This is a genomic window from Streptomyces sp. NPDC048600, from assembly GCF_055587025.1.
Genome location: NZ_JBVJGZ010000016.1, coordinates 70211 through 95596 on the forward strand (window position 1 = coordinate 70211; position 25386 = coordinate 95596).

A 25386-nucleotide genomic window follows, 5' to 3' on the forward strand; every position below is an offset into this window, starting at 1 on the left:
TCTGTGCTGACTCAACGTAGAGTTGGAGTTCCGGCGGCAGAAGGGGGACGGCGCGGTGAAGCGCTACGACAGGCTCGAGCAGATCCGGCGGATGGACCCGTACAAGGAGGCCTCCGAGATCTACCGGCTCAGCTCCGCCTACGAGTTCCCCTGGGACTACACCCGGGCCCTGGAACTGGCGCTGTACCGCACCTACGCGGTGCCCTCCATCGGCCGGCTGCTCGCCGAGACCGCCGAGCTGACCGACCGGACCCAGAAGCGCTACGACGACACCTCGCTGCTCCTCGACACCGTCGTCGAGCACGGCTTCGACAGCATCCAGGCCCGCACCGCCGTCCGGCGCATCAACCAGATGCACCGCAGCTACGACATCGGCAACGACGACATGCGGTACGTCCTGAGCACCTTCGTGGTGATGCCGAAGCGCTGGATCGACACCTACGGCTGGCGGCGGCTGTCGCGCCACGAGACGGTGGCCGCCACCAACCACTACCGCGCCCTGGGCCGTCACATGGGCATCCGGGACATCCCGGAGACCTACGAGGAGTTCGCGGACCTGCTCGACACCTACGAAGCCGGCCACTTCGCCTGGGACGAGAAGGCGTGCCGCGTCTCCGACGCCACCCTCGACCTGATGAGCTCCTGGTATCCGCGCCCCCTCGCACCCGTACTGCGCACCGCGACGCTCGCCCTTCTTGACGAGCCACTTCTGCGAGCCTTCCGCTACACGCCCCCCTCCGCCTCCGCGCGAACGCTCGTGCGCCGGGCGGTGCGGCTGCGCGGGCGGGCCGTCCGGCTGCTGCCCCCTCGCCGCGCGCCCCATTTCGCGCGGCAGAACTGGGAGATCAAGGGCTACCCCGACGGCTACGAGGTGAACGAACTGGGCACCCGGCCGGTTCCCGGCGTACGCGGCTGCCCCGTGCGGCACGTGGACGGGTCGGGCGTGGAGTGAGCCGGGCGCGGCCGCCTCTGTAGGCACCTGCGGCTCGGTCGACCGCCGGACGTCCCTGTGGGCCCGTGCGGCTCAGTCGGCGCGCACTGCGAGGACCAGGAAGCGGTCGTCCTCGTCGACGTACGACGTCATGTGCCAGCCCGAACGCGTGAGCAGGGGCCGGAGGTTGGGCTCGGCGCGCAGGTCGTCGGGCGTGAGCTGCCGCCCATGGCGGGCGGCGAGGGCGGCCCGGCCGATGGGGTGGAACAGGGCCAGCGCGCCGCCGGGGCGCACCACACGCCTCAACTCCCCGAGATTCCGCTCGGGTTCGGGCAGATGGGCGATGAGGCCCGCGCCGAACACCGCGTCGAGCGAGCCGGAGCGCAGCGGGAGCGCGGCGACATCGGCGAGCAGCAGCCGCCCGTCCCGGTTCCTCCCGGCCGCCACGGCGGCCTCCAGCATGGCCGGGGTCAGGTCGACGCCCAGGACCACTCCCGAGGCCCCCACGGCCGCCCGCAGCGGCGTCAGCGCCCGCCCGGTGCCGCAGCCCGCGTCGAGCACCCGGTCGCCCTCGTGCAGGCCCAGTTCGGCGACCGCAGCCGCGTAGGCCGGGCCGTCGTCCGGGAAGCGGGCGTCCCACTCCGCGGCGCGCGCCGTGAAGAACTCCTGGACGTGCCTGTGGTCATCGCTCATGACCGGCATGATCCCTCACCTCCCGGGGCCGGGCCCGGCGCGCACCTTCGAGCGCGACACGAAAATTCCGGAACATCTCTTCGTCATATTCCAACACCTTTCGAAATGCGCCCCCTTTGTGCGCCCGTGCCCCGGCTAGCGTCCCTGGGCCATGGGACACCTGGACCACGCCACCTTCGGCTGGCTGACCCCCGTGCTGTCGTACGCGATGGCCTGTATAGGCGCCGCACTCGGACTGCGCTGCACCGTGCGCGCCCTCGGGGCGACCGGGCGCTCGCGCCGCAACTGGCTCTTGACGGCCGCCTCGGCCATCGGCACCGGCATCTGGACCATGCACTTCGTTGCCATGCTCGGCTTCGGCGTCCACGGCACCGAGATCCGCTACGACGTGCCGCTGACGATCCTCAGCCTGCTCGTCGCGATGACCGTCGTCTGCGCCGGGGTGTTCGCCGTCGGCTACAGCCGCGAGCGGGGCCGAGCGCTCCTGATCGGTGGTCTCACCACCGGCCTCGGTGTGGCAAGCATGCACTATCTGGGCATGGCGGCCGTACGGCTGCACGGTGACGTGACCTACGACCCGGTCATGGTCGGACTCTCCGTCCTGATCGCCGTCGTCGCGGCGACCGCGGCCCTGTGGGCGGCGCTGAACATCAAGTCGGCCGTCGCGGTCACCCTCGCCTCGCTCGTCATGGGAGCGGCGGTCAGCAGCATGCACTACACCGGGATGTTCGCGGTGAGTGTGAGCGTCACGCCCTCCGGTGAGGTGCTGCCCGGGGCCACGGCGATGCAGTTCATCTTCCCCCTCGCCGTCGGCCTCGGGTCCTACCTCTTCCTGACCTCGGCCTTCGTCGCGCTGTCGCCCACGTCGGGAGAGCGCGAGGCGACCGCCTCGGCCCAGCGCCCGGTGGAACTCACCCACTGAGCCGGCCGTACGCGCGCAGCGCCCCCACGGCACGCCAAGAACCCCCTTTCCGAGCGAGGAGGCCATGCGTACACCCCGCAGTCCCCGAACGGCGGACGACGAGCCGCCGCCCCCGGCGCCGCCGCGCGGCCGCCGCGCCCACGCCGGACTCCCGGCCGACGAGGAACCCCACCCCTCCGCGAGCGACACACCCGGCGGCGCGCCCACGCGCGCGGGACGCTGGCGGATACGCCCGCGCACCGTGCGCGCCAAGATCGTCTGCCTGCTGATGGTTCCGGTGATCTCCCTGCTCGCCCTGTGGGCGTACGCCACCGTCTCCACCGCCCAGGACGTGTCCCGGCTGCGGCAGCTGCAGCGCGTGGACGCCGAGATCCGCACGCCCGTCGCGCTCGCGGTCACCGCGCTCCAGGCCGAACGCGCCGCCGCGGTGGGCCACGCGAGCGCCCCGACCGCCGGCTCCGGGACCGACCTCGACCAGCTCGCCCGCACCACGGACAAGGCCGTCGCCCGGCTCCGGCTCGGCGGCGGCAGCACCGTCGCCGACAGCCAGGAACTGCCCTCCGGAGTCGCCCGGCGCCTGGAGGCCTTCGTCACCGGCGCCGAACAGCTGGGCGCGCTGCGAACCGAGCTGGCGGACGGACGCGTCGGCTGGCAGGTGGCCTACGAGCGCTACACCCGCAGCATCTCGGACGCCTTCGCCGTCGACGGCGCCCTCAGCGGCATCCAGGACGCCGAACTCGGCTCCGACGCGCGCGTGCTGCTGGAGTTCTCCCGCGCGGGCGAGGCACTGGCCCGGGAGGACGTGCTGCTGGACGGCGCACGCCCGGCCAAGAACCTCTCCGGCGAGAGGCTGCGCCTGTTCACCGGCGCCGTCGACACCCGCCGCGCCCTGACCGAGGCGGCCGTGGCCGATCTGCACGGCAGGGAGCGCGCGGCCTGGCAGAAACTCGCCGCCTCCGACGCCTACGCGGCCGTCGGGGCCATGGAGGACCGGGTCCTCGCCTCCGCACCGGGCGGGAAGGCCCTCTCGGCCGCCCCCGAGAGCGCGTGGCGTCCGGCCCACGCGCGCGTGCAGAGCGCCATGCGGACCATCGAGCAGGACACCGCCCGGGACGTCGCCGACCGCGCCGACCCCTTCACCCGCGGACTGCTCACCCCCGCCGGAGCGGCCGTGCTGTTCGGCCTCGCCGCCGTCGCCGCCTCCCTGGTCATCTCGGTGCGCATCGGCCGCGGACTGGTCGTCGAACTGGTCGGCCTGCGCAACAGCGCCCTGGAGATCGCCCGACGCAAGCTTCCCGAGGCCATGCGCAGGCTGCGCGCGGGGGAGGAGATCGACATCCGCGCCGAGGCTCCGGCGGGACCGCGAGCCGAGGACGAGGCGGGCCAGGTCGCCGAAGCACTCGGCACGGTCCACCGCGCCGCTCTGCGGGCCGCCGTGGAGCGCGCCGAACTCGCCAGCGGCATCTCCGGCGTCTTCGTCAACCTCGCCCGGCGCAGCCAGATCCTCGTCCACCGCCAGCTGACCCTGCTCGACAGCATGGAACGCCGCTCCGACGACCCCGACGAGCTCAGCGACCTGTTCCGGCTGGACCATCTCACCACCCGTATGCGGCGCCACGCGGAGAGCCTGATCATCCTCTCCGGCGCGGCACCCGGCCGGGCCTGGCGCACACCGGTCTCCCTGACCAACGTGATCCGCGCGGCCGTCTCGGAGGTCGAGGACTACGCGCGCGTGGAGGTACGTCAGCTCCCCGAGACGGCCGTGGCCGGCGCAGCCGTCGCCGACCTCACCCACCTCCTGGCCGAACTCGTCGAGAACGCGGCGCAGTTCTCCCCGCCCCACACGCGCGTGCGCGTCACCGGCGAACCCGTCGGCAACGGCTACGCCATCGAGGTCGAGGACCGCGGCCTCGGCATGGGCAAGGAGACCCTCGTCGAGGCCAACCGGCGCATCGCCCAGTCCGAGTCGCTCGACCTGTTCGACAGCGACCGCCTCGGCCTGTTCGTGGTGAGCCGCCTCGCGGCCCGGCACAGCATCCAGGTCCACCTCAGGCCCTCGCCCTACGGCGGCACCACGGCCGTGGTCCTGCTGCCCGTGGCGCTGCTGTACAGCGGCCCGCCGGAACGATCCGGCAGCGAGGCCACGAGAGCGCCGCTGCCCGCCGCCGAAGCCGAGTACGCGCGCGTGCCCGGCGGCCCGCGGCCCCGGGAGGTCGCCGGACCGGGCGGAACGCCCTACCAGGAAGCCGCCGGCCGGCCCGGCGCGCCCGCCCGGGAAGCCGTGGGACCGCCCGGTCCACGACGCCAGGAGGTCGCCGGGCCGAGCGGAACGCCGCACCGGGAAGCGGTCACCCGGCCCGGCGCGCGGCATCAGGAAGCCTCCGGACCGGCCGGCGCGCACTACCAGGAGGCCACCGGGCGGACCGACGAGCGGCATCGGGAGTCCGCCGGGCCCACCGGCGACCGCCCCGCCCTGACCGTCACCTCCGCACCACCGCCCCCGCCCGCGCCCGGCACCCCGCCACCCGGCGTCACGGCGTTGCGCCCGCACCGCACCCCCGAGGAGCCGGAGCGCGCCGACAACCTGCCCCGCCGGGTCCGCCAGGCCTCGCTCGCACCCCAGCTGCGCGAGGCGCCCCGGCCCCCCGACCGGCAGACCGGCCCCCGTGCCGACGACCAGCGCACCCCCGAGCTCGTCCGGGACCGTATGGCCGCCTACCGCGACGGCTGGGCGCGCGGCGGCGGCAGACCCCCCGGCACCGCCGCCGTCCCGCCCCACCGAGCGGCCGACGACAGCAGCGAAGGAGACCCCGCATGATGCAGGACCCGAGGATGAGCGCCGCCCAGCGGTCCGGTGAACTCGACTGGCTGCTGGACGATCTGGTGCTGCGGGTGCGCGAGGTGCGCCACGCCGTGGTGCTGTCCAACGACGGACTCGCCGTGGGCGCCTCCAGCGACCTCGGCCGCGAGGACGCCGAGCACCTCGCCGCGGTCTCCTCCGGCTTCCACAGTCTCGCCAAGGGCACGGGACGCCACTTCGGCGCCGGAGGCGTACGCCAGACCATGGTGGAGATGGACGACGGCTTCCTGTTCGTGGCCGCCGCAGGCGACGGCTCCTGCCTGGCGCTCCTCACGGCGGTGACCGCGGACATCGGCCTGGTGGCCTACGAGATGGCGCGCCTGGTCCGGCGGGTCGGCGAGCACCTCTACACGCCGCCGCGCGCCGCCGCACAGCCGCCCGCGGCGGGATGACGCGGTCCGCGGCCATGACCGACGACCTGTGGGGCGCCCCGAGCGGACGGGGCAGCCAGTGGTACGACGTCGAGGCCGGCCCCCTCGTCCGCCCGTACGCCATGACCGGCGGACGGACGAAGCCCGGTCCCGGCGGCGCGCGTCTCGATCTGATCGCCCTCGTCACCCTCGACCCGGCGGCGCCCCGCGCCGAGGACGTCGTCGACCTGGGGCCCGAACACCGGTCGCTGACGGACCTGTGCCGGACGGAGACCCAGTCCGTCGCCGAACTCGCCGCCGGCGCCGATCTGCCCGTCGGCGTGGTGCGCGTCCTCCTGGGCGACCTGCTGGAGCTCGGCTGCGTCACCGTCACCCGGCCCGTACCGCCCGCACAGCTGCCCGACGAGCGGATTCTGCGCGAGGTGATCGCGGGACTGCGGGCGCTGTAGCGAGAACGGAGGCCGGCACAGGGAAGGAGCATCCACGAGGCCAAGCGCCGGAGACGTCGAAAGCCACCGGCGCAAGAGACTTCGAAAGCCATACGGAAGCAGACCACCATCGACCGGTGAACCAACCGGGCAGCGAAAGGGTCCGGACGGTCAGATCGGTCCATAACCTGTCCAACCCCTCGAACAGGGCCCGCACTTGTCATCATGCTGACTTCGCACATCCGTGCCGAGGCCGCGCGCCTGCACGGTCCGGGCCCCGAATCCCCCCACGACGACCGTTTTCCGGAACTCCCGAGAGAAGTGATCCATGGTCTCCGAGCACTCCGACGGCACGGGCGACGAGACGGCCGCGCTGGCGCTGAAGATCCTTGTCGCCGGCGGCTTCGGCGTCGGCAAGACCACCCTGGTCGGCGCGGTCAGCGAGATCAGGCCGCTGCGCACCGAGGAACTGCTCAGCCAGGCCGGCCGGTCGGTGGACGACACCGACGGCGTCGACCAGAAGGTCACCACCACCGTCGCGATGGACTTCGGCCGGATCACCATCCGCTCCGGACTGTCCCTCTATCTGTTCGGCACTCCGGGACAGGACCGCTTCTGGTTCCTGTGGGACGAGTTGTCACAGGGGGCGCTGGGCGCGGTGGTCCTCGCCGACACCCGGCGTCTGGAGGACTGTTTCCCCGCCGTCGACTACTTCGAGCACCGGCACATCCCCTTCGTGGTCGCCGTCAACTGCTTCCCGGGCTCCCGCACCCACGCCGCCGGTGACGTCTCACGCGCCCTCGATCTCGACCAGGGCACACCGGTCGTACTGTGCGACGCCCGCGACAAGGACTCCGGGAAGGAGGTGCTGATCCAACTCGTCGAGTACGCCGGGCGGATGCACACCGCCCGGCTGCTGGACTCCGTGAGCTGATACCGGGGCTGCCGCGGACTCCGGGGCGGGCCTCAGTCGGAGACGGCCTTGGCCGAGACGACCTTGTCGACGGTGACCCGGACCAGGAGTTCGCCCGGGACGCCGTTGCGCGCCCCGAACTCCTCGGCGCGCTCCTCGCCCATGTATCGTGCCCCGATCCTGGCCGCCCAGTGGCGCAGCTCGGCGAGGTCCTCCGACACCAGGGCCCGGCCCTGGACCACCACGAACTCGAACGGCGGGCGGTCGTCGTCCACGCACAGCGCGACCCGCCCGTCGCGCCGCAGATTACGGCCCTTGACGGTGTCCTTGCCGGTGGTGAACACCAGATCGTCCCCGTCGAGCACGAACCAGACGGGTGCCACATGCGGGCTTCCGTCGGCCCGTACGGTGGACAGCTTGCCGGTGCGGGTGCCGTCGGAGACGAACGCCCGCCACTCCTCGTCGGTCATCTTGCGTGCCATGTCCCCATCCTCCTTGCCCGGCGGCCCGCTCGTGGGGAAGGCTTGCAAAGAGTTCCTCCGGGCAGGGGGGAAGCGGCACACGGGGAGACCGGGCATGGCGCTGAACCAGAAACTCGGCTGGCTACTGGACGATCTGACCGAGCGTGTCGAGGAAGTGCGGCATGCGCTGGTGCTGTCCAACGACGGGCTGGTCACCGGAGCGAGTACCGGGCTGCGGCGCGAGGACGCCGAGCACCTGGCCGCCGTCGCCTCCGGACTGCACAGCCTGGCCAAGGGGTCCGGACGCCACTTCGGTGCCGGACAGGTCCGCCAGACCATGATCGAGTTCGATGATGCGGTGCTGTTCGTCACCGCCGCGGGCGCCGGAAGCTGTCTGTGCGTCCTCAGCGGCGCCCAGGCCGACATCGGACGGATCGCCTACGAGATGACGCTGCTGGTGAACCGGGTCGGCGAACACCTCGCGGTGGACGCCCGGCAGCCCGAGCGATCACCGTCCGCAGACCTCTGACCTCCAATTTCTCTCTTCCGGAAGAGTTATCCACAGGCTCGCCACGAGATCGGCCGCGGTGGCTACGGTTTTTCCCACGGGCCACGCACACGGCGTGGGCCACCGACTCCACGGGGGAGACCGGCTATGTCCGAACACACCGTCACGCGATCCGACCTCATCTGCACGACCAGCCGTGCTGCACGCGAACTGGACCTCAGGCGAGGCGAGTTCGAACTCGCGATGCACCTCGGCCGGATCCGCACCGTGCCGGACGAGGGCGGCGGAGGCCGCCGCGTCCCCTACGCCGAGATCGAACGGCTGCGCTCGGCGCCGGACCACCCGGAGGGCCTGCGGCAGAGCCTGAGCGTCGTGGGCACGAGCGCGGGTGCGGGCCTGCTGGAGGTGCCCGCCACCCGGTTCACCCGGTTCGCACGCGTCGGCCTGGTGACCCCGGTGCGTTTTTACCTCAACCGCTACCGGGCCGTCGTGTGGCTGTATCTCGCCGACGAACTGCGGCAGTTCGCCGCCGAACCGTGCAACGCCTCGCTGCTGAAAGGGCGGATGCTGCCGGACAGTCTGCGCGGTCGGATCCAGGCCGGGGTGGACCTGCGCCCCCGGAACTGGCGCGGCCGGCACGTGGGCTTCCTGCTCCGCCAGGCCGAGGATCCCTGGCAGCAGGCGGGAGTGTTCGCCGCGCTGCTCGGCCCGGGCGATCCCGTCGAGCTCGTGCAGGACCCCTACGAGCGCGCCCACCTGAACCGCTTCCGCCCGAGCCTGCCCGCGCACGGCACGCCGGGCTCCCCGGCCGCACGCGTCGCCGAACGGATCATGAGGGCCGACGAGCCGGACGAGGTCGCCTGGCTCAGGGCCGAGCTGATCGCGGCGGTGGAGGCCGCCCGCCTCGAGCGGCCCGCGCCCCGCCCCACACCGCGGCGGACCGCGGCACCCGCGCCGCCTCCTGCCTCTCCGGGGGCAGAGCCTGGGCCGGGCCGGGGCGACCCTCCCGCCCCGGAGCCCCTGCCGGGCCGGGGTGAGGTCGCGCAACCCGCGCGACAGGCCCCGGCGCGAGCCCGCGGCGGCCTGCTGGGACGCCTGCGCCGAGGCCGCGCACGCATCCGCCGAGGCGAACGCCCACCGCGGCGCGCTTGAACGCCGGGTCCGGCCCTCGACCGGCCTACAACGCCCTGAACAGCCCTTCCTGGACGACCGAGACGAGCAGACGGCCCTCGAGGTCGTAGATCCTGCCCCGGGCCAGCCCCCGCCCGCCCGTGGCGATCGGCGACTCCTGGTCGTAGAGGAACCACTCGTCCGCACGGAACGGCCGGTGGAACCACATCGCGTGGTCCAGCGACGCCATGTCGAAGCCGCGCGGCCCCCACAGCGGCTCGACCGGGATGCGCACGGCGTCGAGAAGGGTCATGTCACTGGCGTACGTCAGCGCGCAGGTGTGCACGAGCGGGTCGTCGCCCAGCGGCCCGACCGCGCGCATCCACACCGCGCTGCGCGGATCGGAGCCCTGGACCTCTTCCTTCGTCCAGCGCAGCCGGTCCACATAGCGGATGTCGAAGGGCTGCCGGCGCGCCATGCGCTCCAGCTGTTCGGGCAACGCGCCCAGATGCTCCCGGAGTTCGTCCGCCACCGTCGGCAGGGACTCCGGGTCCGGCACCTTGCGGGCCGGCGGCAACTGGTGCTCGAAGCTCCCTTCCTCGGGCTTGTGAAAGGAGGCGGTGAGATTGAAGATCGTGCGGCCCTGCTGCACGGCGGTGACCCGGCGGGTCGTGAACGACCGCCCGTCCCGCACCCGTTCGACCTGGTACACGATCGGCACCCCGGGCCGGCCCGGCCGCAGGAAGTACGCGTGCAGCGAGTGCACCGGGCGGTCGTTCTCCGTGGTGCGCCCGGCCGCGACCAGTGCCTGGCCGGCCACCTGGCCGCCGAAGACCCGCTGGAGGGACTCCTCGGGACTGCGACCACGGAAGATGTTGACCTCGATCTGCTCCAGGTCGAGCAGGTCGACGAGCCTCTCGGCCGGGTTCGTCATGAGCGTTTCCCCCCTGTGGTCACAGCTGGCCGACGTCGGTCACCCGGACGACCGCGCGGCCCTCCGCGTCGGAGGCCGTGAGATCGATCTCCGCGCTGATGCCCCAGTCGTGGTCCCCGTTGGGGTCGTCGAAGATCTGCCGGACCCGCCAGAGGCGGTTCGCGGGCTCCTCCTCGATGACGAGGAGCTTGGGCCCCCGCGCGTTGGGGCCGGTGCCGAGATCCTCGTACTCGTCCCAGTACTTGTCCATCGCCTCGCCCCAGGCGTCGGCGTCCCAGCCGGACTCGGAGTCCATCTCGCCCAGTTCGCCGACCTGGTCGAGGGCGGCCAGCTCCACGCGCCGGAACATGGCGTTGCGGACCAGCACCCGGAAGGCACGCGCGTTGGCGGTGACCGGCTTGACCTCGTCGGCCTTCTCCTGGGCCTCCTCGGCGGTCATCTCCTCCGGGTTGGCGAGCTGTTCCCACTCGTCCAGCAGGCTGGAGTCGACCTGGCGGACCATCTCGCCGAGCCACTCGATCAGGTCCTGGAGGTCCTCGGACTTCAGGTCGTCGGGCACGGTGTGGTCGAGAGCCTTGTAGGCGCTGGCGAGGTAGCGCAGCACGATGCCCTCGGTGCGGGCCAGCTCGTAGTGGCTCACCAGCTCCGTGAAGGTCAGGGCGCGCTCGTACATGTCCCGGATGACGGACTTCGGGGACAGCGGATGGTCGCCGACCCAGGGGTGGCTCTTGCGGTACGTGTTGTAGGCGTGGAAGAGCAGCTCCTCCAGCGGTTTGGGGTAGGTGACGTCCTGGAGGCGCTCCATGCGCTCCTCGTACTCGACGCCGTCCGCCTTCATCGCCGCCACCGCCTCGCCGCGCGCCTTGTTCTGCTGGGCGGCGAGGATCTGACGCGGGTCGTCGAGCGTGGACTCCACGACCGACACCATGTCGAGGGCGTAGGAGGGCGACTCGGGGTCGAGGAGTTCGAAGGCCGCGAGCGCGAAGGTGGACAGCGGCTGGTTGAGCGCGAAGTCCTGCTGGAGGTCGACGGTGAGCCGGACGATACGTCCCTCGGCGTCGGGCTCGTCCAGCTTCTCGACGATGCCGCCGTCCAACAGGGAGCGGTAGATGGCGATGGCCCGCCGGATGTGGCGCAGCTGCTGCTTGCGCGGCTCGTGGTTGTCCTCCAGCAGATGCCGCATGCCCTCGAAGGCGTTGCCGGGGCGGGCGATGACCGACAGCAGCATCGTGTGCGTCACCCGGAACCGGGAGGCCAGCGGTTCCGGCTCGGAGCCGATCAGCTTCTCGAAGGTGTCCTCGCTCCAGGCCACGAAGCCCTCGGGTGCCTTCTTGCGCACCACCTTGCGGCGCTTCTTCGGGTCGTCACCGGCCTTGGCGAGCGCCTTGTCGTTCTCGATGACGTGCTCGGGAGCCTGGGCCACCACGTAGCCCGCCGTGTCGAAACCGGCCCGGCCGGCCCGGCCCGCGATCTGGTGGAACTCACGGGCGCGCAGCGTGCGCACCCGGCTGCCGTCGTACTTGGTCAGCGCGGTGAACAGCACCGTGCGGATGGGCACGTTGACGCCGACGCCCAGCGTGTCGGTGCCGCAGATCACCTTCAGCAGGCCCGCCTGCGCGAGCTTCTCCACCAGGCGCCGGTACTTGGGCAGCATGCCGGCGTGGTGCACGCCGATGCCGTGGCGCACGTAGCGGGAGAGATTGCGGCCGAACGAGGTGGTGAAACGGAAGTTGCCGATCAGCTCGGCGATCTGCTCCTTCTCCGCCTTCGAGCACATGTTGATGCTCATCAGCGCCTGCGCCCGCTCGACGGCCTGCGCCTGGGTGAAGTGCACGATGTACACGGGCGCCTGCTGGGTCTGGAGCAGCTCGGTGAGCGTCTCCGTCAGCGGGACGCGCTCGTACTCGTAGGACAGCGGCACCGGACGGGTCGCCGAGCGGACCACCGAGGTGGGGCGGCCGGTGCGCCGGGTGAGGTCCTTCTCGAACATCGAGACGTCGCCGAGCGTCGCCGACATCAGGATGAACTGAGCCTGGGGAAGTTCGAGGATCGGGATCTGCCAGGCCCAGCCGCGGTCGGCCTCCGCGTAGAAGTGGAACTCGTCCATGACGACCTGGCCGACGTCGGCGTCCTTGCCGTCGCGCAGCGCGATGGAGGCCAGCACCTCCGCGGTGCAGCAGATGACCGGCGCGTCCGCGTTGACGGAGGCGTCGCCGGTGAGCATGCCGACGTTCTCGGTGCCGAAGAGTTTGCACAGTTCGAAGAACTTCTCCGACACCAGCGCCTTGATGGGAGCCGTGTAGAAGGTGACCTCGTCGCGGGCGAGCGCGGCGAAGTGCGCGCCCGCCGCGATCATGCTCTTGCCGGAGCCGGTGGGGGTCGACACGATCACGTTCGCGCCGGACACCACCTCGATCAACGCCTCCTCCTGATGGGGGTAGAGCGTGAGACCCCGCTCCTGGGCCCACGACTCGAAGGCTTCGTAGAGAGCGTCGGGGTCGGCGGTCGGCGGGAGCTGATCGATGAGGGTCACGCCCCCATCTTGCCTGGCCTCCCGCCCGATGCGGGAATCGGATGCCCGCGCGAAGATCGCTACCGCTACGCTGTGGCGCCGACGTGGCGTCAGTCCACGCGGTCAAGTGGACAGCGGCACATGAGGGACGGGGCGGGCAACGGCGATGATGGGACCAGCACACTCACTGTCGGGCGCCGCGGCCTGGCTCGGCGTAGGCGCGGCGGCCGCCGCGGCGGGGCACACGATGCCCTGGCCGGTCCTCCTGGTCGGTTCGCTGCTCTGCGCCGGGGCGGCGCTCGCCCCGGACCTGGATCACAAGGCGGCGACCATCTCGCGCGCCTTCGGTCCGCTCTCGCGGTGGCTGTGCGAGATCGTGGACAAGCTCTCCTACGCCGTCTACAAGGCGACCCGGAAGCCGGGCGACGCGCGCCGCTCAGGCGGGCACCGCACCCTGACGCACACCTGGGTGTGGGCGGTGATGATCGGCGCGGGCACCTCGGTGCTGGCGATCACGGGCGGCCGCTGGGCGGTCCTGGCGATCCTCTTCGTGCACATGGTGCTGGCGATCGAGGGCCTGCTGTGGCGGGCGGCCCGGGGTTCGAGCAGCGATGTGCTGGTCTGGCTGCTGGCCGCGACCAGCTCGTGGATCCTCGCCGGAGTGCTGGACAAGCCGGGGAACGGGGCGGACTGGCTGTTCACCGCGCCGGGCCAGGAGTATCTGTGGCTGGGTCTGCCGATCGTGCTCGGTGCCCTGGTGCACGACATCGGGGATTCCCTGACCGTGTCGGGCTGCCCGATCCTGTGGCCGATCCCGCTGGGCCGCAAGCGCTGGTACCCGATCGGACCGCCGAAGGCCATGCGGTTCCGCGCGGGCAGCTGGGTGGAGCTCAAGGTGCTGATGCCGGTGTTCATGCTGCTCGGCGGAGTGGGCTGCGCGGCCGCGCTCAACGTGATCTGACCGCCCGGCGGCCTCTCGGGGGCGGGCTCCCGCGCCGGTCAGGCCTTTTCGCCGGGCTCGCCCTCGCCGTAGCGGCGCTCGAAGCGGGCGATGCGGCCCTCGCTGTCGACCGTACGTGCCTTGCCCGTGTAGAAGGGGTGGCTCTCGGAGGAGATCTCCACGTCCACCACCGGGTAGGTCTCGCCGTCGTCCCACTCGATGGTCCGGTCGCTGCTCGCGGTGGACCGGGTGAGGAAGGCGTAACCGGCGGCACGGTCCCGGAAGACGACGGGGCGGTAGTCGGGGTGTTCGTCCTTCGCCATCAGGACTCCTGGTGCGGTGGGGGAAGGGGCTCGGGCGCTCCGTCAGCCGGAGAGTGCCTCCTCGTCGACGATGTGCATGGCCGCCTCCTCGGCGGAGGCCGCCGCACCGTCGATGCCGACGTCGGTGGCGACGAGGGCGCTCTCCTCGTCCTCGTGGGCACCCTCGTCGGGGGCCACGAGGCGGCCCGAGCGGACCGCGCCGACCTCGTTGTCCAGCAGTTCGCCGTCCGCGTCGCGGTCGCCGATGCCGTCCCCGTCGGCGGCGGCCACGTCCGGGACCTCCTCGGCGAGGCGCTGGTCCAGGGTCTCGCCCTGCCTGCGCTCGGCCGCCGTCACACCGGTGTGCTCGACCGCCCAGGGCCGCTCCGGAGGGGACCAGCCGCGGTCGAGGGGGTCGCCGACACCGTCGTCGACCAGGGTGTCCTCCGCGTCGAGCAGGCCCGCGTCGTCCTGGACCTCGGACCCGTCGGGCTGGTAGACGTCGTCTCCCCATCCGTCGGCGCTGTTCACGGGTACCTCCAGGGGCTGGGGACGGTGCCGTTCACACCTCGGGCCGCGGGGTGTCGCAGCCGCGCGGGGCGCGGACCCGAGCCGTCTCGGTGGCACCCGGCCGAGGGGTGCTCCCGCGACCGGTGCCGGTTTCCAGACTTCCACCCTTGGTCGGAACCGCGCAACGCCACGGGTCCCGGGCCGCTCCCGGCCCGGGTCGGCTCACCCGTGCCAGGAGCGCCAGAGCGCCGCGTACGCCCCGTCGGCGGCGACCAGCTCGTCGTGACTGCCCAGCTCGCTGATGCGGCCGTTCTCGACGACGGCGATCAGGTCGGCGTCATGGGCCGTGTGGAGCCGGTGGGCGATGGCGATGACGGTACGGCCGTCCAGGACCCGGGCCAGGGACCGCTCCAGGTGCCGGGCCGCCCGGGGGTCGAGCAGCGAGGTCGCCTCGTCCAGGACGAGGGTGTGCGGATCGGCCAGGACGAGCCGGGCGAGCGCGATCTGCTGGGCCTGCGCGGGGGTGAGGACGAAGCCGCCCGAGCCGACCTCGGTGTCCAGCCCCTCGTCGAGGGCCCGGGCCCAGCCGTCGGCGTCGACCGCGCCGAGCGCGGCCCACAGCTCGCCGTCCGAGCCGTCCGAGCCGTCCGAGCCGTCCGCGTCGTTCAGGACCCCCTTGCCGAGGGTCTCGTCGTCCGCCGGTACCCGCGAGCGGGGCACCGCCAGCAGCAGGTTGTCGCGCAGGGAGCCCACGAAGACGTGGTGTTCCTGGTTGACCAGGGCGACATGGGAGCGGACGCGTTCCGCGGGCATGCGGGAGAGCTCGGCGCCGCCCAGGGTGACATGGCCCGTCCGGGGCGCGTAGATCCCGGCGAGCAGCCTGCCCAGCGTGGACTTGCCCGCGCCGGACGGGCCGACCAGGGCCAGCCTGGTGCCGGGGGCGACGGCGAGGGACACCTTGCGCAGCACGTCGACGCCCTCCAGGTAGCCGAAGTGCACCCGGTCCGCGTCCACGTGCCGGCCCGCGGGGGCGACCGAGGCGTCACCCGCCTCCGGCTCGATGTCCCGGACACCGACGAGGCGGGCCAGCGACACCTGGGCGACCTGGAGCTCGTCGTACCAACGCAGGATCAGCCCGACGGGGTCGACCAGCATCTGGGCGATGAGCGCGCCGGTGGTGAGCTGGCCGATGTCGATCCAGCCATCCAGGACGAACACGCCGCCGAACATCAGCACCGAGCCCAGCACCGTGACATGGGTGATGTCGACGACGGGGAACAGCACGGACCGCAGCCACAGCGTGTACCGCTCCCAGGCGGTCCACTCCGCGACCCGTCGGTCGGACAGGGCGACGCGCTGTGCGCCCAGGCGGTGGGCCTCGACGGTGTGCCCGGCGTCCACGGTCTCGGCGAGCGCAGCGGCCACGGCGGCGTATCCGGCCGACTCCGACCGGTAGGCGGCGGGCGCCCGCTTGAAGTACCAGCGGCAGCCGATCACCAGCAGCGGCACGGCGACCAGCACGGCGGCCGCGAGCGGCGGGGCCGTGACGACCAGTCCGCCCAGCAGCAGCGCCGCCCAGACCACGCCGATGGCCAGCTGGGGGACGGCCTCGCGCATGGCGTTGCCGAGGCGGTCGATGTCGGTGGTGATCCGGGACAGCAGATCACCCGTCCCGGCGCGCTCCAGGACACCGGGCGGCAGCCCGACCGAGCGCACCAGGAAGTCCTCGCGCAGGTCGGCGAGCATCCGCTCGCCGAGCATCGCGCCGCGCAGCCGCACCTCGCGCACGAACACCGCCTGGACCAGCAGCGCGACCACGAACAGCGTGGCGGTGAGCCCGAGATGGAGCTCACGGGTGCCGTCGGAGACCCGCTCGACGAGACCGCCGAGGAGGTAGGGGCCGACCATCGAGGCCACCACGGCGACGGTGTTGACGCCGACGAGCAGCAGAAAGGCGCGGCGGTGCCGCTCGAACAGTTCCCGCACGTACGCGTGCACGGTCGCGGGAGCGCCGACGGGCAGGGTGCTCGCCGTCGTCGGGGCCGCCGGGTCGTACTCCGGTGGCGCCACGCCGATCATGCCGTCTCCTCGATCTCTTCCAGGGCGTGCCGCAGGGCGGCCCGTCCGTCCCGGACGGCGTCCGGGAACGGTTCCTCTTCGGTCTCGCGGGTGACCACCGCGCGGTACCGGGGATCCTTGTGCACGAGCTCCCGGTGCAGGCCCACCGCGGCGACCTCGCCCTCGTGGACGAGGACGACCCGGTCGGCACGGTCGAGCAGCAGGGGCGAGGAGGTGAACACCAGGGTCGTGCGCCCGCTGCGCAGTTCCCGCACGCCTTGGGCGATCCGGGCCTCGGTGTGGGAGTCGACGGCGGACGTCGGCTCGTCCAGGACGAGCACCTCGGGGTCGGTGGCCAGGGAGCGGGCCAGGGCGAGGCGTTGGCGCTGGCCGCCGGAGAGGGAGCGCCCCCGTTCGGTGATCCGCGCGTCCATCGCGTCGTCGATGTCGAGCGACCCCTGGACGAGCGCCGCCAGCACGTCCTCGCACTGCGCGGCGGCCAGCGCCTCGCGGGCGTCGACCGCGCCGGAGGCGGGCACCTCGAACAGCTCCCGCAGCGTGCCCGAGAGCAGCACCGGGTCCTTGTCCTGGACCAGGACGGCCGTGCGCGCGGTGTCGAGGGGCAGTTCGTCCAGCGGTACGCCGCCCAGCAGCACCGAGGTGCCCGGCTCGCCCGGGTGTCCGCCGAGCCGCTCCGCGAGCCGGCCGGCCGCGTCGGGGTCGCCGCACACCACGGCGGTGAGCCTTCCGGCCGGGGCCAGCAGACCGGTCGCCGGGTCGTACAGATCACCGGCCGGCACCTCGCCCGCGAGGGAGCCGCCGCCGTCCGTCGCGCGCTCCAGCGACAGCACGCGGGCGGCCCGGCGCGCGGCGGGCTTCGAGAAGGAGTACGCCATGGCGATCTCCTCGAAGTGACGCAGCGGGTAGGTGAGGATCATGACGGAGCTGTACACGGTGACGAGTTCACCCACGGTGATGCGGCCCTCGCGGGCCAGACCCACGCCGTGGGCGACGACCGCGATCAGCAGCAGTCCGGGCAGCAGCATCTGGATCGCCGAGATCAGCGCCCACATGCGGGCACTGCGGACGGCGGCGTGGCGCACCTCCTGGGAGGCGCGGCGGTAGCGGTCGAGGAACAGCTCCTCGCCGCCGATGCCGCGCAGCACACGCAGTCCGGCCACGGTGTCGGAGGCCAGCTCGGTGGCGCGCCCGGCCTTCTCGCGCTGGTGGTCGGCCCGCCGGGTGGCGCGCGGCAGCAGCGGCAGCACCGCGAGCGCCAGGACGGGCAGACCCACGGCGACGACCAACCCGAGCGCGGGCTGGTACACGACGAGTCCGACGACGACGATCACCACGGTGAGCGCGGCGGCGGTGAACCGGGACATGGCCTCGACGAACCAGCCGATCTTCTCCACGTCACCGGTGGAGACGGCCACCACCTCGCCCGCGGCCACCCGCCGGGTGAGCGCCGAGCCGAGCTGGGAGGCCTTGCGGGCCAGAAGCTGCTGGACGCGGGCGGCGGCGGTGATCCAGTTGGTCACGGCGGCCCGGTGCAGACCGGTGGAGCCGATCGCGTTGCCCGCGCAGGCCAGCGCGAGCAGCCCTCCGGCGAGCGCCAGCCGTTCGCCGGAGCGGGCGACGACGGCCTCCACGGCCAGCCCCACACAGAAGGGCAGCAAGGAGACGGACAGGAAGTGCAGCAGCCCCCAGGCCAGCGACTTCAGCTGGCCGCCCGACTGGTTCCGGCCCAGCCACCACAGGAATCGAGGCCCCGAGCGTGCGTCCGGTACGCCCGGGTCCGGATACGGAAGGTCTTGGATCTGCATGACGTCCCAGTGGCTCGTGTCAGGAGGGATCGGAAGGGATTCGGAAGGGATCGAGAGGGAGGAGACGAGGGTGTGGGGGTACCGAGCCGCTCGCCGACGGCAACAAACCGTGAAAGCGTCGCGTCATTCCGTGGTCGTGGGCAACCGGTTTTCCGGGCGCACCGCACGGCTTCGGCCACGTCCTGACGCCCCGTTGCGGGCGAGCTCTCCGGCCCGTAGAACACCGGGCATGAGAAGTCGGATTATCATGTCCATGCTCACAGGGGTGATCCTCCTGCTGAGCGTCTTCCCCGCGGCGGGTCCGGCCCGGGCCACCGACGTCCCCGCCCAGTTCGGCACCGACGTCCCCGCAGAGTTCGGCACCGACTGGCACGACCCCGTCACCGCCGCCCCGCCCGTCACCGCGCCCGCCGGGAGGACCTGCCGAATCACGCTCGCCGAGGCGCAGTTCCGTGACTTCACGCCCTACAGGGGCACGTACACCCCGCCCCGGGACTGCGGCGGCCGCTGGAGCAAGGTCGTCCTGCGCCTGGACGGCAAGGTCAAGGGGCGGCAGTACGACCGCCTCGGCCACCTGCACGTCGGCGGCGTCGAAATCCTGCGCACCTCCACCCCGCAGCCGTCGCCCGACGGCGTCGAGTGGTCGGTGGAGAAGGACGTCACCCGCTACAGCGACACCTTCCGCGCCGCCCAGGCCGTGGAGATGCTGATCGGCAACGTCGTCGACGGCACCTACACCGGCGTCATCGACGTCAAGGTCACGCTCACCTTCCACACGGCCGGTCCCGCGTCGCGCCGTGTCCCGGACCAGGTGCTCACCCTGGCCGAGGGCGTGCACGGCACCACGCTCACCACCCCGCGCAACACCGAGCGTGTCGTCGCGGAGGTGTACGCCACGGGCTCCGGCGGCGGCTGCGAGGAGTACTGGTACCTGACCGTCCCCGCCTCGGCGCCGTACTCCTGCCAGGCCGACCAGGGGCCCTACCGCGAGGTGCAGATCCGGGTGGACGGCCGACTGGCCGGAATAGCCGCCCCGTTCCCGACGGTGTGGACGGGCGGCTGGTCCAACCCGTTCCTCTGGTACGTCGTCCCGGGGCCGCGCGCCTTCGACATCAGACCGATCGAGTACGACCTGACGCCGTTCGCGGGCATCCTCAACGACGGCCGCCCGCACCGCGTCGAGGTGTCCGTCGCCGGTGTCCCGCAGGGCGGGAGCGGCTGGAGCACGCCCGTCAACGTCCTGGTCTGGCAGGACGCCGGCCGCGACCACGTGCCCGGCGCGCTCACGTCCGCCGAAACCGGCGACCCGGTGAACGACTCGTCGTACACGCCCGGCCCGGAGCACCGCGTCGACACCAGGGGCGGCCACGCGCTGACCGTCTCCGGATACCTCGACACCTCGCACGGCAGAGTCACGACCAGGGTCTCCCGCACCCTGGCCAACACCTCCGTGCACCGGTGGACCGACGGCGAGTCGGCCGACGAGCTCGACGCCGTCTGGACCGATGTCGAGACACTCGTCGTCGACGGCCGGGGCCCCGCCCGGACCACCCGTACGCACCGGACGTACACGATGGACGGCACGACCACGGTCGGCGCGGCGGACCGGCTGCGGACCGTGCTGACCCTCGGCGACCGCGCCAAGGTCACGGAGACGCGTGACGGCGTGCGAACGGCCTGGTCACGCCTCGACGACCGCTACCGGGGCGACGCCACGTACACGATCAACGTGCCGCGCGACCAGCGGCACGCGGTCGCCACCACGACCGAGCGGTATCGCCTGTACGGCCCGGCGGGCTGCCACGACCGCACACTGACGACGGTCCAGGGCGTACTCGTCGCGGACCGCCTGCGCTGCTGAGCACGCGACGGCCGCGGCAGGGGCGTATTGCCCGCGCGTCCCTGCCCGGCCCGTCGCATCTGCCCGCCGTTCGCCGCCGCCCGGCCCGGCGTCCCTTCGCGGCCCCGCCGACAAGCCGTCCTCCCGAAGGGTTCAGCACCGCCCGGCGCCGACTCCCTCCACATCCCCGTCGATCAGGGTGTCCAGCAGCCCCCGCAGCACCACCCGCTGCGCCTCGTCGAGCGGCGCCAGGATCTCCTCGGCGGTGGCCCGGCGCGCCTCTCGCAGTTCGCGCAGCGCCTTGCGTCCTTCGTCGGTGACCTCGATACGGATCACCCTGCGGTTGGCCGGGTCGGGTACGCGCCGTACCCTGCCGCTCGACTCCAGTCCGTCGACGAGCGACGTCACCGCGCGGGGCACCACCTCCAGCCGCTCGGCGAGATCGGCCATCCGCGGCGGCGAGCCGAAATGCGCCAGGGTGCGCAGCAGACGGGACTGGGCCGGGGTGATGCCCAGGTCGCGGCGCTCCAGATGACGCTTCTGGATGCGGTGCACCCTGCGGGTGAGCCGCAGGAGTTGCTCGGCGAGCAGGCCCTCGGGATCGGGGGTGGTCATGCGGGAACAATATCAGCACGCCGTTCATTGTGAGTATAGGTAACAATGAGCTACGATCCATCAGCCGCCGTCGGCACCTCGCGCCGGAGGCACGCGCGTCGCACGGGCACGCACCACGCCCGCGACGGACAGGCAGCGCGCCCGCCCCGGCACGGCGCGGGCCGGGGCCCGTCCCCGGGCACGTACCGCGCCTTCCGTGCGCCGCGCCCGCCGGAGCCGAGCCGAAGCCGAAGACCCGCCGACACCCGTCCCACTCGTAGGAGCCCATGCACCCCGACCACGAACCCACCTGGAGCCCACCCGCCGACGCCGAGGAGCAGCCCCGGCAGGTGCGGCGCATTCTGGCCCTCTTCCGCCCCTACCGCGGCCGGCTGGCCGTCGTCGGCCTGCTGGTCGGCGCCTCCTCGCTGGTCTCGGTCGCCACGCCCTTCCTGCTGAAGGCGATCCTGGACACGGCGATCCCCGAGCAGCGCACCGGCCTGCTCACCCTGCTCGCGCTCGGCATGATCCTCAGCGCGGTGCTGACCAGCGTGTTCGGGGTCCTCCAGACCCTGATCTCCACCACGGTCGGCCAGCGCGTCATGCACGATCTGCGCACCGCCGTCTACGGCCGGCTCCAGCGGATGTCGCTCGCCTTCTTCACGCGCACGCGTACCGGCGAGGTGCAGTCCCGTATCGCCAACGACATCGGCGGCATGCAGGCGACGGTCACCTCCACCGCCACCTCCCTCGTCTCCAACCTCACCGGCGTCGTCGCCACCGTGGTGGCCATGCTCGTGCTCGACTGGCGGCTGACGCTGGTCTCGCTGGTCCTGCTGCCGGTGTTCGTCTGGATCAGCCGCCGCGTCGGCAACGAACGCAAGAAGATCACCACCCGGCGCCAGAAGCAGATGGCCTCGATGGCCGCCACGGTCACCGAGTCGCTCTCGGTCAGCGGCATCCTGCTCGGCCGGACCATGGGCCGGGCGGAATCGCTGACCCGGTCGTTCTCCGACGAGTCCGAGCGTCTGGTCGAGCTGGAGGTCCGCTCGAACATGGCCGGCCGCTGGCGCATGGCCGTGATCACCATCGTCATGGCCGCGATGCCCGCCGTCATCTACTGGACCGCCGGCATCGCCCTCCACATGGGCGGCTCCGATGTCTCACTGGGCACGATCGTCGCCTTCGTCTCGCTCCAGCAGGGCCTGTTCCGGCCGACCGTGAGCCTGCTCGGCACGGGCGTGCAGATCCAGACCTCGCTCGCCCTGTTCCAGCGCATCTTCGAGTACCTCGACCTGCCGATCGACATCACCGAGCGCGAGCGCCCCGTGCACCTCGACCAGGTCAAGGGCGAGGTCCGCTTCGAGGACGTGGAGTTCCGGTACGACGACAAGGGCGGCCCCCTGCTCGACGGCATCGACGTCACCGTCCCGGCGGGCGGCAGCCTCGCCCTGGTCGGCCCGACCGGCGCGGGCAAGTCGACCCTCGGGTACCTCGTGCCGCGGCTGTACGACGTGACGGGCGGCCGGGTCACCCTCGACGGGTACGACGTGCGCGACCTCGACTTCGACACGCTCGCGCGGGCGGTCGGCGTCGTGTCGCAGGAGACGTACCTCTTCCACGCCACGGTCGCCGACAACCTGCGCTTCGCCAAGCCGGACGCCACCGACGAGGAGCTGCACGCGGCGGCGAAGGCGGCGCAGATCCACGAGCACATCGCGGCCCTGCCCGACGGCTACGACACGGTCGTCGGCGAGCGCGGACACCGTTTCTCCGGCGGGGAGAAGCAGCGGCTGGCCATCGCCCGCACGATCCTGCGCGACCCGCCCGTGCTCATCCTCGACGAGGCGACGAGCGCCCTGGACACCCGCACCGAGAGCGCCGTCCAGGAGGCCATCGACGCGCTGTCGGCGAACCGCACCACCATCACCATCGCCCATCGGCTGTCCACCATTCGGGGTGCCGACCAGATCGTGGTCCTGGACTCCGGCCTAGCGGTCGAACGGGGCACGCACGAGCAGCTGTTGGGGCTCGACGGACGGTATGCGGCCCTCGTCCGAAGGGATGCACGACTGGAACCGACAAGATGACGATATGCCGGGTTTATGGGGTTCTGCGGGTTACCGTGCCCCCATGCAGACGAACACTCCGCCACGGAGCGCGATCCGACTGACGCGCCGGGGCCGCCTCGTCCTCATCGCCACCGGGGCCGCCGTGGCCGGCACCGCCGTGGCGGTGCCGCTGCTGACCCTGGGCGGCGAGGAGAAGGCCGAGCCCGCCTCGCTGGTGATCCCCGAGGGCTGGCGCGCCGGCCAGATCTACGAGGCCGTCGACAAGGCCCTGTCCCTGCCCCCGGGCACCGCCAAGAAGTCCCTGCCCAAGGCCGGGCTCAAGCTGCCGGCCGACGCCGAGGGCAACCCGGAGGGTTATCTCTTCCCGGCGACCTATCCGCTCACGGGCAAGTCCACGCCCGAGTCGATGCTGGCGTACATGGTCGACACGGCGAACAAGAAGTTCAACGGCGCCCCCATCGCCGCCGGTGCCCAGCGCAACGCGATGAACGTCTATCAGGCCGTCACCATCGCCAGCCTCGTCCAGGCCGAGGCGAACACCAAGGCCGACATGGGCAAGGTGGCCCGGGTGATCTTCAACCGGCTGGAGCGCGGCATGCCGCTCCAGATGGACTCGACGATCAACTATGCGCTCGGCCGCGCCACCCTCGATACGAGCCTGGCCGACACCCGTCTGGACAGCCCCTACAACTCCTACCAGCGCATGGGTCTGCCTCCCACGCCGATCGACAACCCCGGCGAGGACGCGATGCGCGCCGCGATCAGTCCGACGCCGGGCGACTGGCTCTACTTCGTCACGGTCAAGCCGGGCGACACCCGCTTCACCGCCGACTACGCCGAACACCAGCGCAACGTGGCCGAGTTCAACGCCCAGCAGAAGAAGGGCGCGGAGAAGAAGCGCTGACCGGGCCCTGCGCGCGGCCTCCCGGGACGCGCGTCAAGCGGCGACCGGCTCACCGGCCAGCAGCCGCCTGATGTCCCGTACGGCCGCGCGGCCGGCCCGGTTGGCGCCGATGGTGCTGGCCGACGGTCCGTAGCCGACGAGGTGGATCCGCGGGTCGGCGACCGCGCGGGTGCCGTCCACCCGGAGGCCGCCGCCCGGCTCACGCAGTCTCAGCGGGGCGAGGTGGTCGATCGCGGCGCGGAACCCGGTCGCCCACAGGATGACGTCGGCCGCCACCTGACGGCCGTCGTCCCAGGCCACACCGTCCGGCGTGATCCGGTCGAACATCGGCTGCCGGTCCAGGACTCCGTCCCTCAGCCCCTGCCGGATCGCGTCGTTCAGCGGCAGTCCCGTGACCGAGACCACGCTCTTCGGCGGCAGTCCCCGCCGCACGCGTTCCTCGACCAGCGACACCGCCGCGCGGCCCAGGTTCTCGTCGAAGGGGCCCTCGCGGAAGACCGGCGGCCGCCGGGTGACCCAGGTCGTGGCCGCCGCGTACGGGGCGATCTCCAACAGGTGCTGGGTCCCCGAGGCGCCCCCGCCCACCACCACGACGCGCCGTCCGGCGAACTCCTCGGGGCCCGGGTACTGCGCGGTGTGCAACTGCCGCCCCCGGAAGGTCTCCTGACCCGGATAGCGCGGCCAGAAAGGCCGGTCCCACGTGCCGGTCGCGTTGATCAGCGCCCGGGTCGCCCAGGTGCCGTCCGAGGTCTCGACGAGCAGCCGCCCGCCCTCGCCCTCCCGCACCGCGCGCACATCCACCGGCCGCCGTACCCGCAGCCCGAAGGTCCGCTCGTACGTGGTGAAGTACTCGGAGATCACCTCCGAGGAGGCCCGCTCCGGGTCGGCGCCGGTGAGCTCCATCCCGGGCAGAGCGTGCATCCCGTGCACCCTGCCGTACGTGAGCGAGGGCCAGCGGAACTGCCAGGCGCCGCCCGGACCGGGGGAGTGGTCCAGCACCACGAAGTCGCGCTCCGGCGCGAAACCGGTGCGGCTCAGGTGGTAGGCGCTGGACAGACCCGCCTGACCAGCGCCTATGACGACGACCTCGACCTCGCGTGTGTAGTTCACGCTTCTACCAACCGCACAGAGGCCGCCCCTCTTCCCGACGCCCCCGCGCCGCCCCCGGTCCGCTCCTCCGGTACGACGGTCCCCGCATGGGCCAGGATGGAGGGCATGTCAGATGCGTTCACCACCCGCGTGCTGCACGTCGCCTCCGGCTCCGTCGAGCGGATCGTCGACCTCACCGGCGACTGCCAGGCCTTCCTCGAACAGACCTCCGGCGGCCGCGACGGCCTGCTCAACATCTTCGTCCCGCACGCCACCGCCGGTGTCGCCGTCATCGAGACGGGGGCTGGCAGTGACGACGACCTGCTCGCCGCACTGCACTCGCTGCTCCCCGCGGACGACCGCTGGCAGCACCGCCACGGCAGTCCCGGCCACGGCCGCGACCATGTGCTGCCCGCCATCGTGCCCCCGCACGCCACGCTGCCGGTGATCGGCGGCCGGCTGGAGCTCGGCACCTGGCAGTCGGTGTGCCTGGTCGACACCAACAAGGACAACCCCGAACGCAAGGTGCGGCTGAGCTTCCTGGCCGGCTGACCCGACGGGCGTCGGCTGAGCCGACAGGCGCCGGCTGACCCGACGGCCGCCGGTTG

Annotated in this window: 23 protein-coding genes; 13 read left to right on the forward strand and 10 right to left on the reverse strand. The window is 72.4% G+C overall.

The genetic code is table 11. The features are described 5' to 3' along the window. The first annotated feature begins 55 nt into the window (after window positions 1-55). Entirely contained in the window at window positions 56-952 is an 897-nt protein-coding gene (locus ACZ6SQ_RS22040) for an oxygenase MpaB family protein (protein WP_469564638.1), read from the forward strand. A 72-nt stretch (window positions 953-1024) separates the two neighbouring features. On the opposite strand, the gene ACZ6SQ_RS22045 is transcribed toward ACZ6SQ_RS22040, so the two are convergent. Further along, on the reverse strand, window positions 1025-1624 hold the full coding sequence (locus ACZ6SQ_RS22045) for a class I SAM-dependent methyltransferase (protein WP_469564640.1): 600 nt from the start codon (window positions 1622-1624) through the stop codon (window positions 1025-1027). 151 nt (window positions 1625-1775) lie between these two features. Here ACZ6SQ_RS22045 and ACZ6SQ_RS22050 point away from each other — a divergent pair, with 151 nt between their 5' ends. The 5 genes from ACZ6SQ_RS22050 to ACZ6SQ_RS22070 all read left to right on the forward strand — a co-directional run bounded on the left by ACZ6SQ_RS22050 (window position 1776) and on the right by ACZ6SQ_RS22070 (window position 7139). Next, the gene (locus tag ACZ6SQ_RS22050) at window positions 1776-2546 is read left to right on the forward strand and encodes an MHYT domain-containing protein (RefSeq protein WP_469564644.1); all 771 of its coding nucleotides are present in this window, start codon (window positions 1776-1778) and stop codon (window positions 2544-2546) included. Window positions 2547-2610: 64 nt separating this feature from the next. Beyond that, on the forward strand, window positions 2611-5364 hold the full coding sequence (locus ACZ6SQ_RS22055) for a sensor histidine kinase (protein ID WP_469564646.1): 2754 nt from the start codon (window positions 2611-2613) through the stop codon (window positions 5362-5364). Continuing rightward, window positions 5361-5798: a roadblock/LC7 domain-containing protein gene (locus tag ACZ6SQ_RS22060; RefSeq protein ID WP_469564649.1), complete on the forward strand. Its 438-nt coding sequence runs from the start codon at window positions 5361-5363 to the stop codon at window positions 5796-5798. Before ACZ6SQ_RS22055 ends, ACZ6SQ_RS22060 begins: the two co-directional genes overlap by 4 nt. A gap of 14 nt (window positions 5799-5812) precedes the next feature. Continuing rightward, window positions 5813-6226, forward strand: a complete 414-nt coding sequence (locus ACZ6SQ_RS22065; protein ID WP_386379543.1) for a DUF742 domain-containing protein — start codon at window positions 5813-5815, stop codon at window positions 6224-6226. Window positions 6227-6533: 307 nt separating this feature from the next. Further along, window positions 6534-7139 (forward strand): GTP-binding protein, encoded by a 606-nt coding sequence (locus ACZ6SQ_RS22070; RefSeq protein WP_389322307.1) that lies wholly within the window; start codon window positions 6534-6536, stop codon window positions 7137-7139. A 32-nt stretch (window positions 7140-7171) separates the two neighbouring features. Here ACZ6SQ_RS22070 and ACZ6SQ_RS22075 read toward each other — a convergent pair whose 3' ends face one another. Further along, window positions 7172-7600: a PPOX class F420-dependent oxidoreductase gene (locus ACZ6SQ_RS22075; RefSeq protein ID WP_469564655.1), complete on the reverse strand. Its 429-nt coding sequence runs from the start codon at window positions 7598-7600 to the stop codon at window positions 7172-7174. 94 nt (window positions 7601-7694) lie between these two features. Between ACZ6SQ_RS22075 and ACZ6SQ_RS22080 the strand changes: the two genes are divergently transcribed. Together ACZ6SQ_RS22080 and ACZ6SQ_RS22085 are read left to right on the forward strand one after the other, a co-directional pair. Next, window positions 7695-8108, forward strand: coding sequence for a roadblock/LC7 domain-containing protein (locus ACZ6SQ_RS22080; RefSeq protein ID WP_469564658.1), 414 nt, complete (start codon window positions 7695-7697; stop codon window positions 8106-8108). A gap of 126 nt (window positions 8109-8234) precedes the next feature. Beyond that, complete coding sequence (locus ACZ6SQ_RS22085) at window positions 8235-9239, forward strand: DUF6397 family protein (RefSeq protein ID WP_469564660.1); 1005 nt, start codon at window positions 8235-8237, stop codon at window positions 9237-9239. A gap of 25 nt (window positions 9240-9264) precedes the next feature. On the opposite strand, the gene ACZ6SQ_RS22090 is transcribed toward ACZ6SQ_RS22085, so the two are convergent. Further along, a complete protein-coding gene (locus ACZ6SQ_RS22090) occupies window positions 9265-10131 on the reverse strand; it encodes an acyl-CoA thioesterase (protein ID WP_386379538.1) in 867 nt (288 codons plus the stop codon). 19 nt (window positions 10132-10150) lie between these two features. After that, the gene (locus ACZ6SQ_RS22095; protein WP_469564663.1) at window positions 10151-12664 is read right to left on the reverse strand and encodes a DEAD/DEAH box helicase; all 2514 of its coding nucleotides are present in this window, start codon (window positions 12662-12664) and stop codon (window positions 10151-10153) included. 145 nt (window positions 12665-12809) lie between these two features. Here ACZ6SQ_RS22095 and ACZ6SQ_RS22100 point away from each other — a divergent pair, with 145 nt between their 5' ends. Then, the gene (locus ACZ6SQ_RS22100) at window positions 12810-13604 is read left to right on the forward strand and encodes a metal-dependent hydrolase (protein ID WP_469564665.1); all 795 of its coding nucleotides are present in this window, start codon (window positions 12810-12812) and stop codon (window positions 13602-13604) included. 38 nt (window positions 13605-13642) lie between these two features. Here ACZ6SQ_RS22100 and ACZ6SQ_RS22105 read toward each other — a convergent pair whose 3' ends face one another. The 4 genes from ACZ6SQ_RS22105 to ACZ6SQ_RS22120 form a co-directional block, all read right to left on the reverse strand. Further along, window positions 13643-13906 (reverse strand): type B 50S ribosomal protein L31, encoded by a 264-nt coding sequence (locus ACZ6SQ_RS22105; protein WP_469564668.1) that lies wholly within the window; start codon window positions 13904-13906, stop codon window positions 13643-13645. 42 nt (window positions 13907-13948) lie between these two features. After that, on the reverse strand, window positions 13949-14416 hold the full coding sequence (locus tag ACZ6SQ_RS22110; RefSeq protein WP_386379534.1) for a DUF5709 domain-containing protein: 468 nt from the start codon (window positions 14414-14416) through the stop codon (window positions 13949-13951). A gap of 201 nt (window positions 14417-14617) precedes the next feature. After that, entirely contained in the window at window positions 14618-16474 is a 1857-nt protein-coding gene (locus tag ACZ6SQ_RS22115) for an ABC transporter ATP-binding protein (protein WP_469564670.1), read from the reverse strand. Beyond that, window positions 16471-18279, reverse strand: coding sequence for an ABC transporter transmembrane domain-containing protein (locus ACZ6SQ_RS22120; protein WP_469564672.1), 1809 nt, complete (start codon window positions 18277-18279; stop codon window positions 16471-16473). The genes ACZ6SQ_RS22115 and ACZ6SQ_RS22120 overlap by 4 nt, the downstream gene beginning before the upstream one ends. Before the next feature lie 229 nt (window positions 18280-18508). On the opposite strand from ACZ6SQ_RS22120, the gene ACZ6SQ_RS22125 reads away from it, so the two are divergent. Then, on the forward strand, window positions 18509-20140 hold the full coding sequence (locus ACZ6SQ_RS22125) for a peptide-N4-asparagine amidase (protein WP_469564674.1): 1632 nt from the start codon (window positions 18509-18511) through the stop codon (window positions 20138-20140). A gap of 132 nt (window positions 20141-20272) precedes the next feature. On the opposite strand, the gene ACZ6SQ_RS22130 is transcribed toward ACZ6SQ_RS22125, so the two are convergent. Then, entirely contained in the window at window positions 20273-20734 is a 462-nt protein-coding gene (locus ACZ6SQ_RS22130) for a MarR family winged helix-turn-helix transcriptional regulator (RefSeq protein ID WP_469564676.1), read from the reverse strand. A gap of 266 nt (window positions 20735-21000) precedes the next feature. Here ACZ6SQ_RS22130 and ACZ6SQ_RS22135 point away from each other — a divergent pair, with 266 nt between their 5' ends. Both ACZ6SQ_RS22135 and mltG read left to right on the forward strand, forming a co-directional pair. After that, on the forward strand, window positions 21001-22803 hold the full coding sequence (locus ACZ6SQ_RS22135) for an ABC transporter ATP-binding protein (RefSeq protein ID WP_469564678.1): 1803 nt from the start codon (window positions 21001-21003) through the stop codon (window positions 22801-22803). A 43-nt stretch (window positions 22804-22846) separates the two neighbouring features. Beyond that, the gene (gene mltG / locus ACZ6SQ_RS22140) at window positions 22847-23689 is read left to right on the forward strand and encodes an endolytic transglycosylase MltG (RefSeq protein WP_469564680.1); all 843 of its coding nucleotides are present in this window, start codon (window positions 22847-22849) and stop codon (window positions 23687-23689) included. Between the two features lie 33 nt (window positions 23690-23722). On the opposite strand, the gene ACZ6SQ_RS22145 is transcribed toward mltG, so the two are convergent. Next, window positions 23723-24799 carry an NAD(P)-binding domain-containing protein gene (locus ACZ6SQ_RS22145; protein ID WP_469564682.1) on the reverse strand — a complete coding sequence of 359 codons (1077 nt, stop codon included), beginning with the start codon at window positions 24797-24799 and terminating at the stop codon, window positions 23723-23725. A gap of 105 nt (window positions 24800-24904) precedes the next feature. Here ACZ6SQ_RS22145 and ACZ6SQ_RS22150 point away from each other — a divergent pair, with 105 nt between their 5' ends. Continuing rightward, window positions 24905-25330, forward strand: a complete 426-nt coding sequence (locus tag ACZ6SQ_RS22150) for a YjbQ family protein (RefSeq protein ID WP_469564684.1) — start codon at window positions 24905-24907, stop codon at window positions 25328-25330. The last annotated feature ends 56 nt before the right edge of the window (window positions 25331-25386 follow it).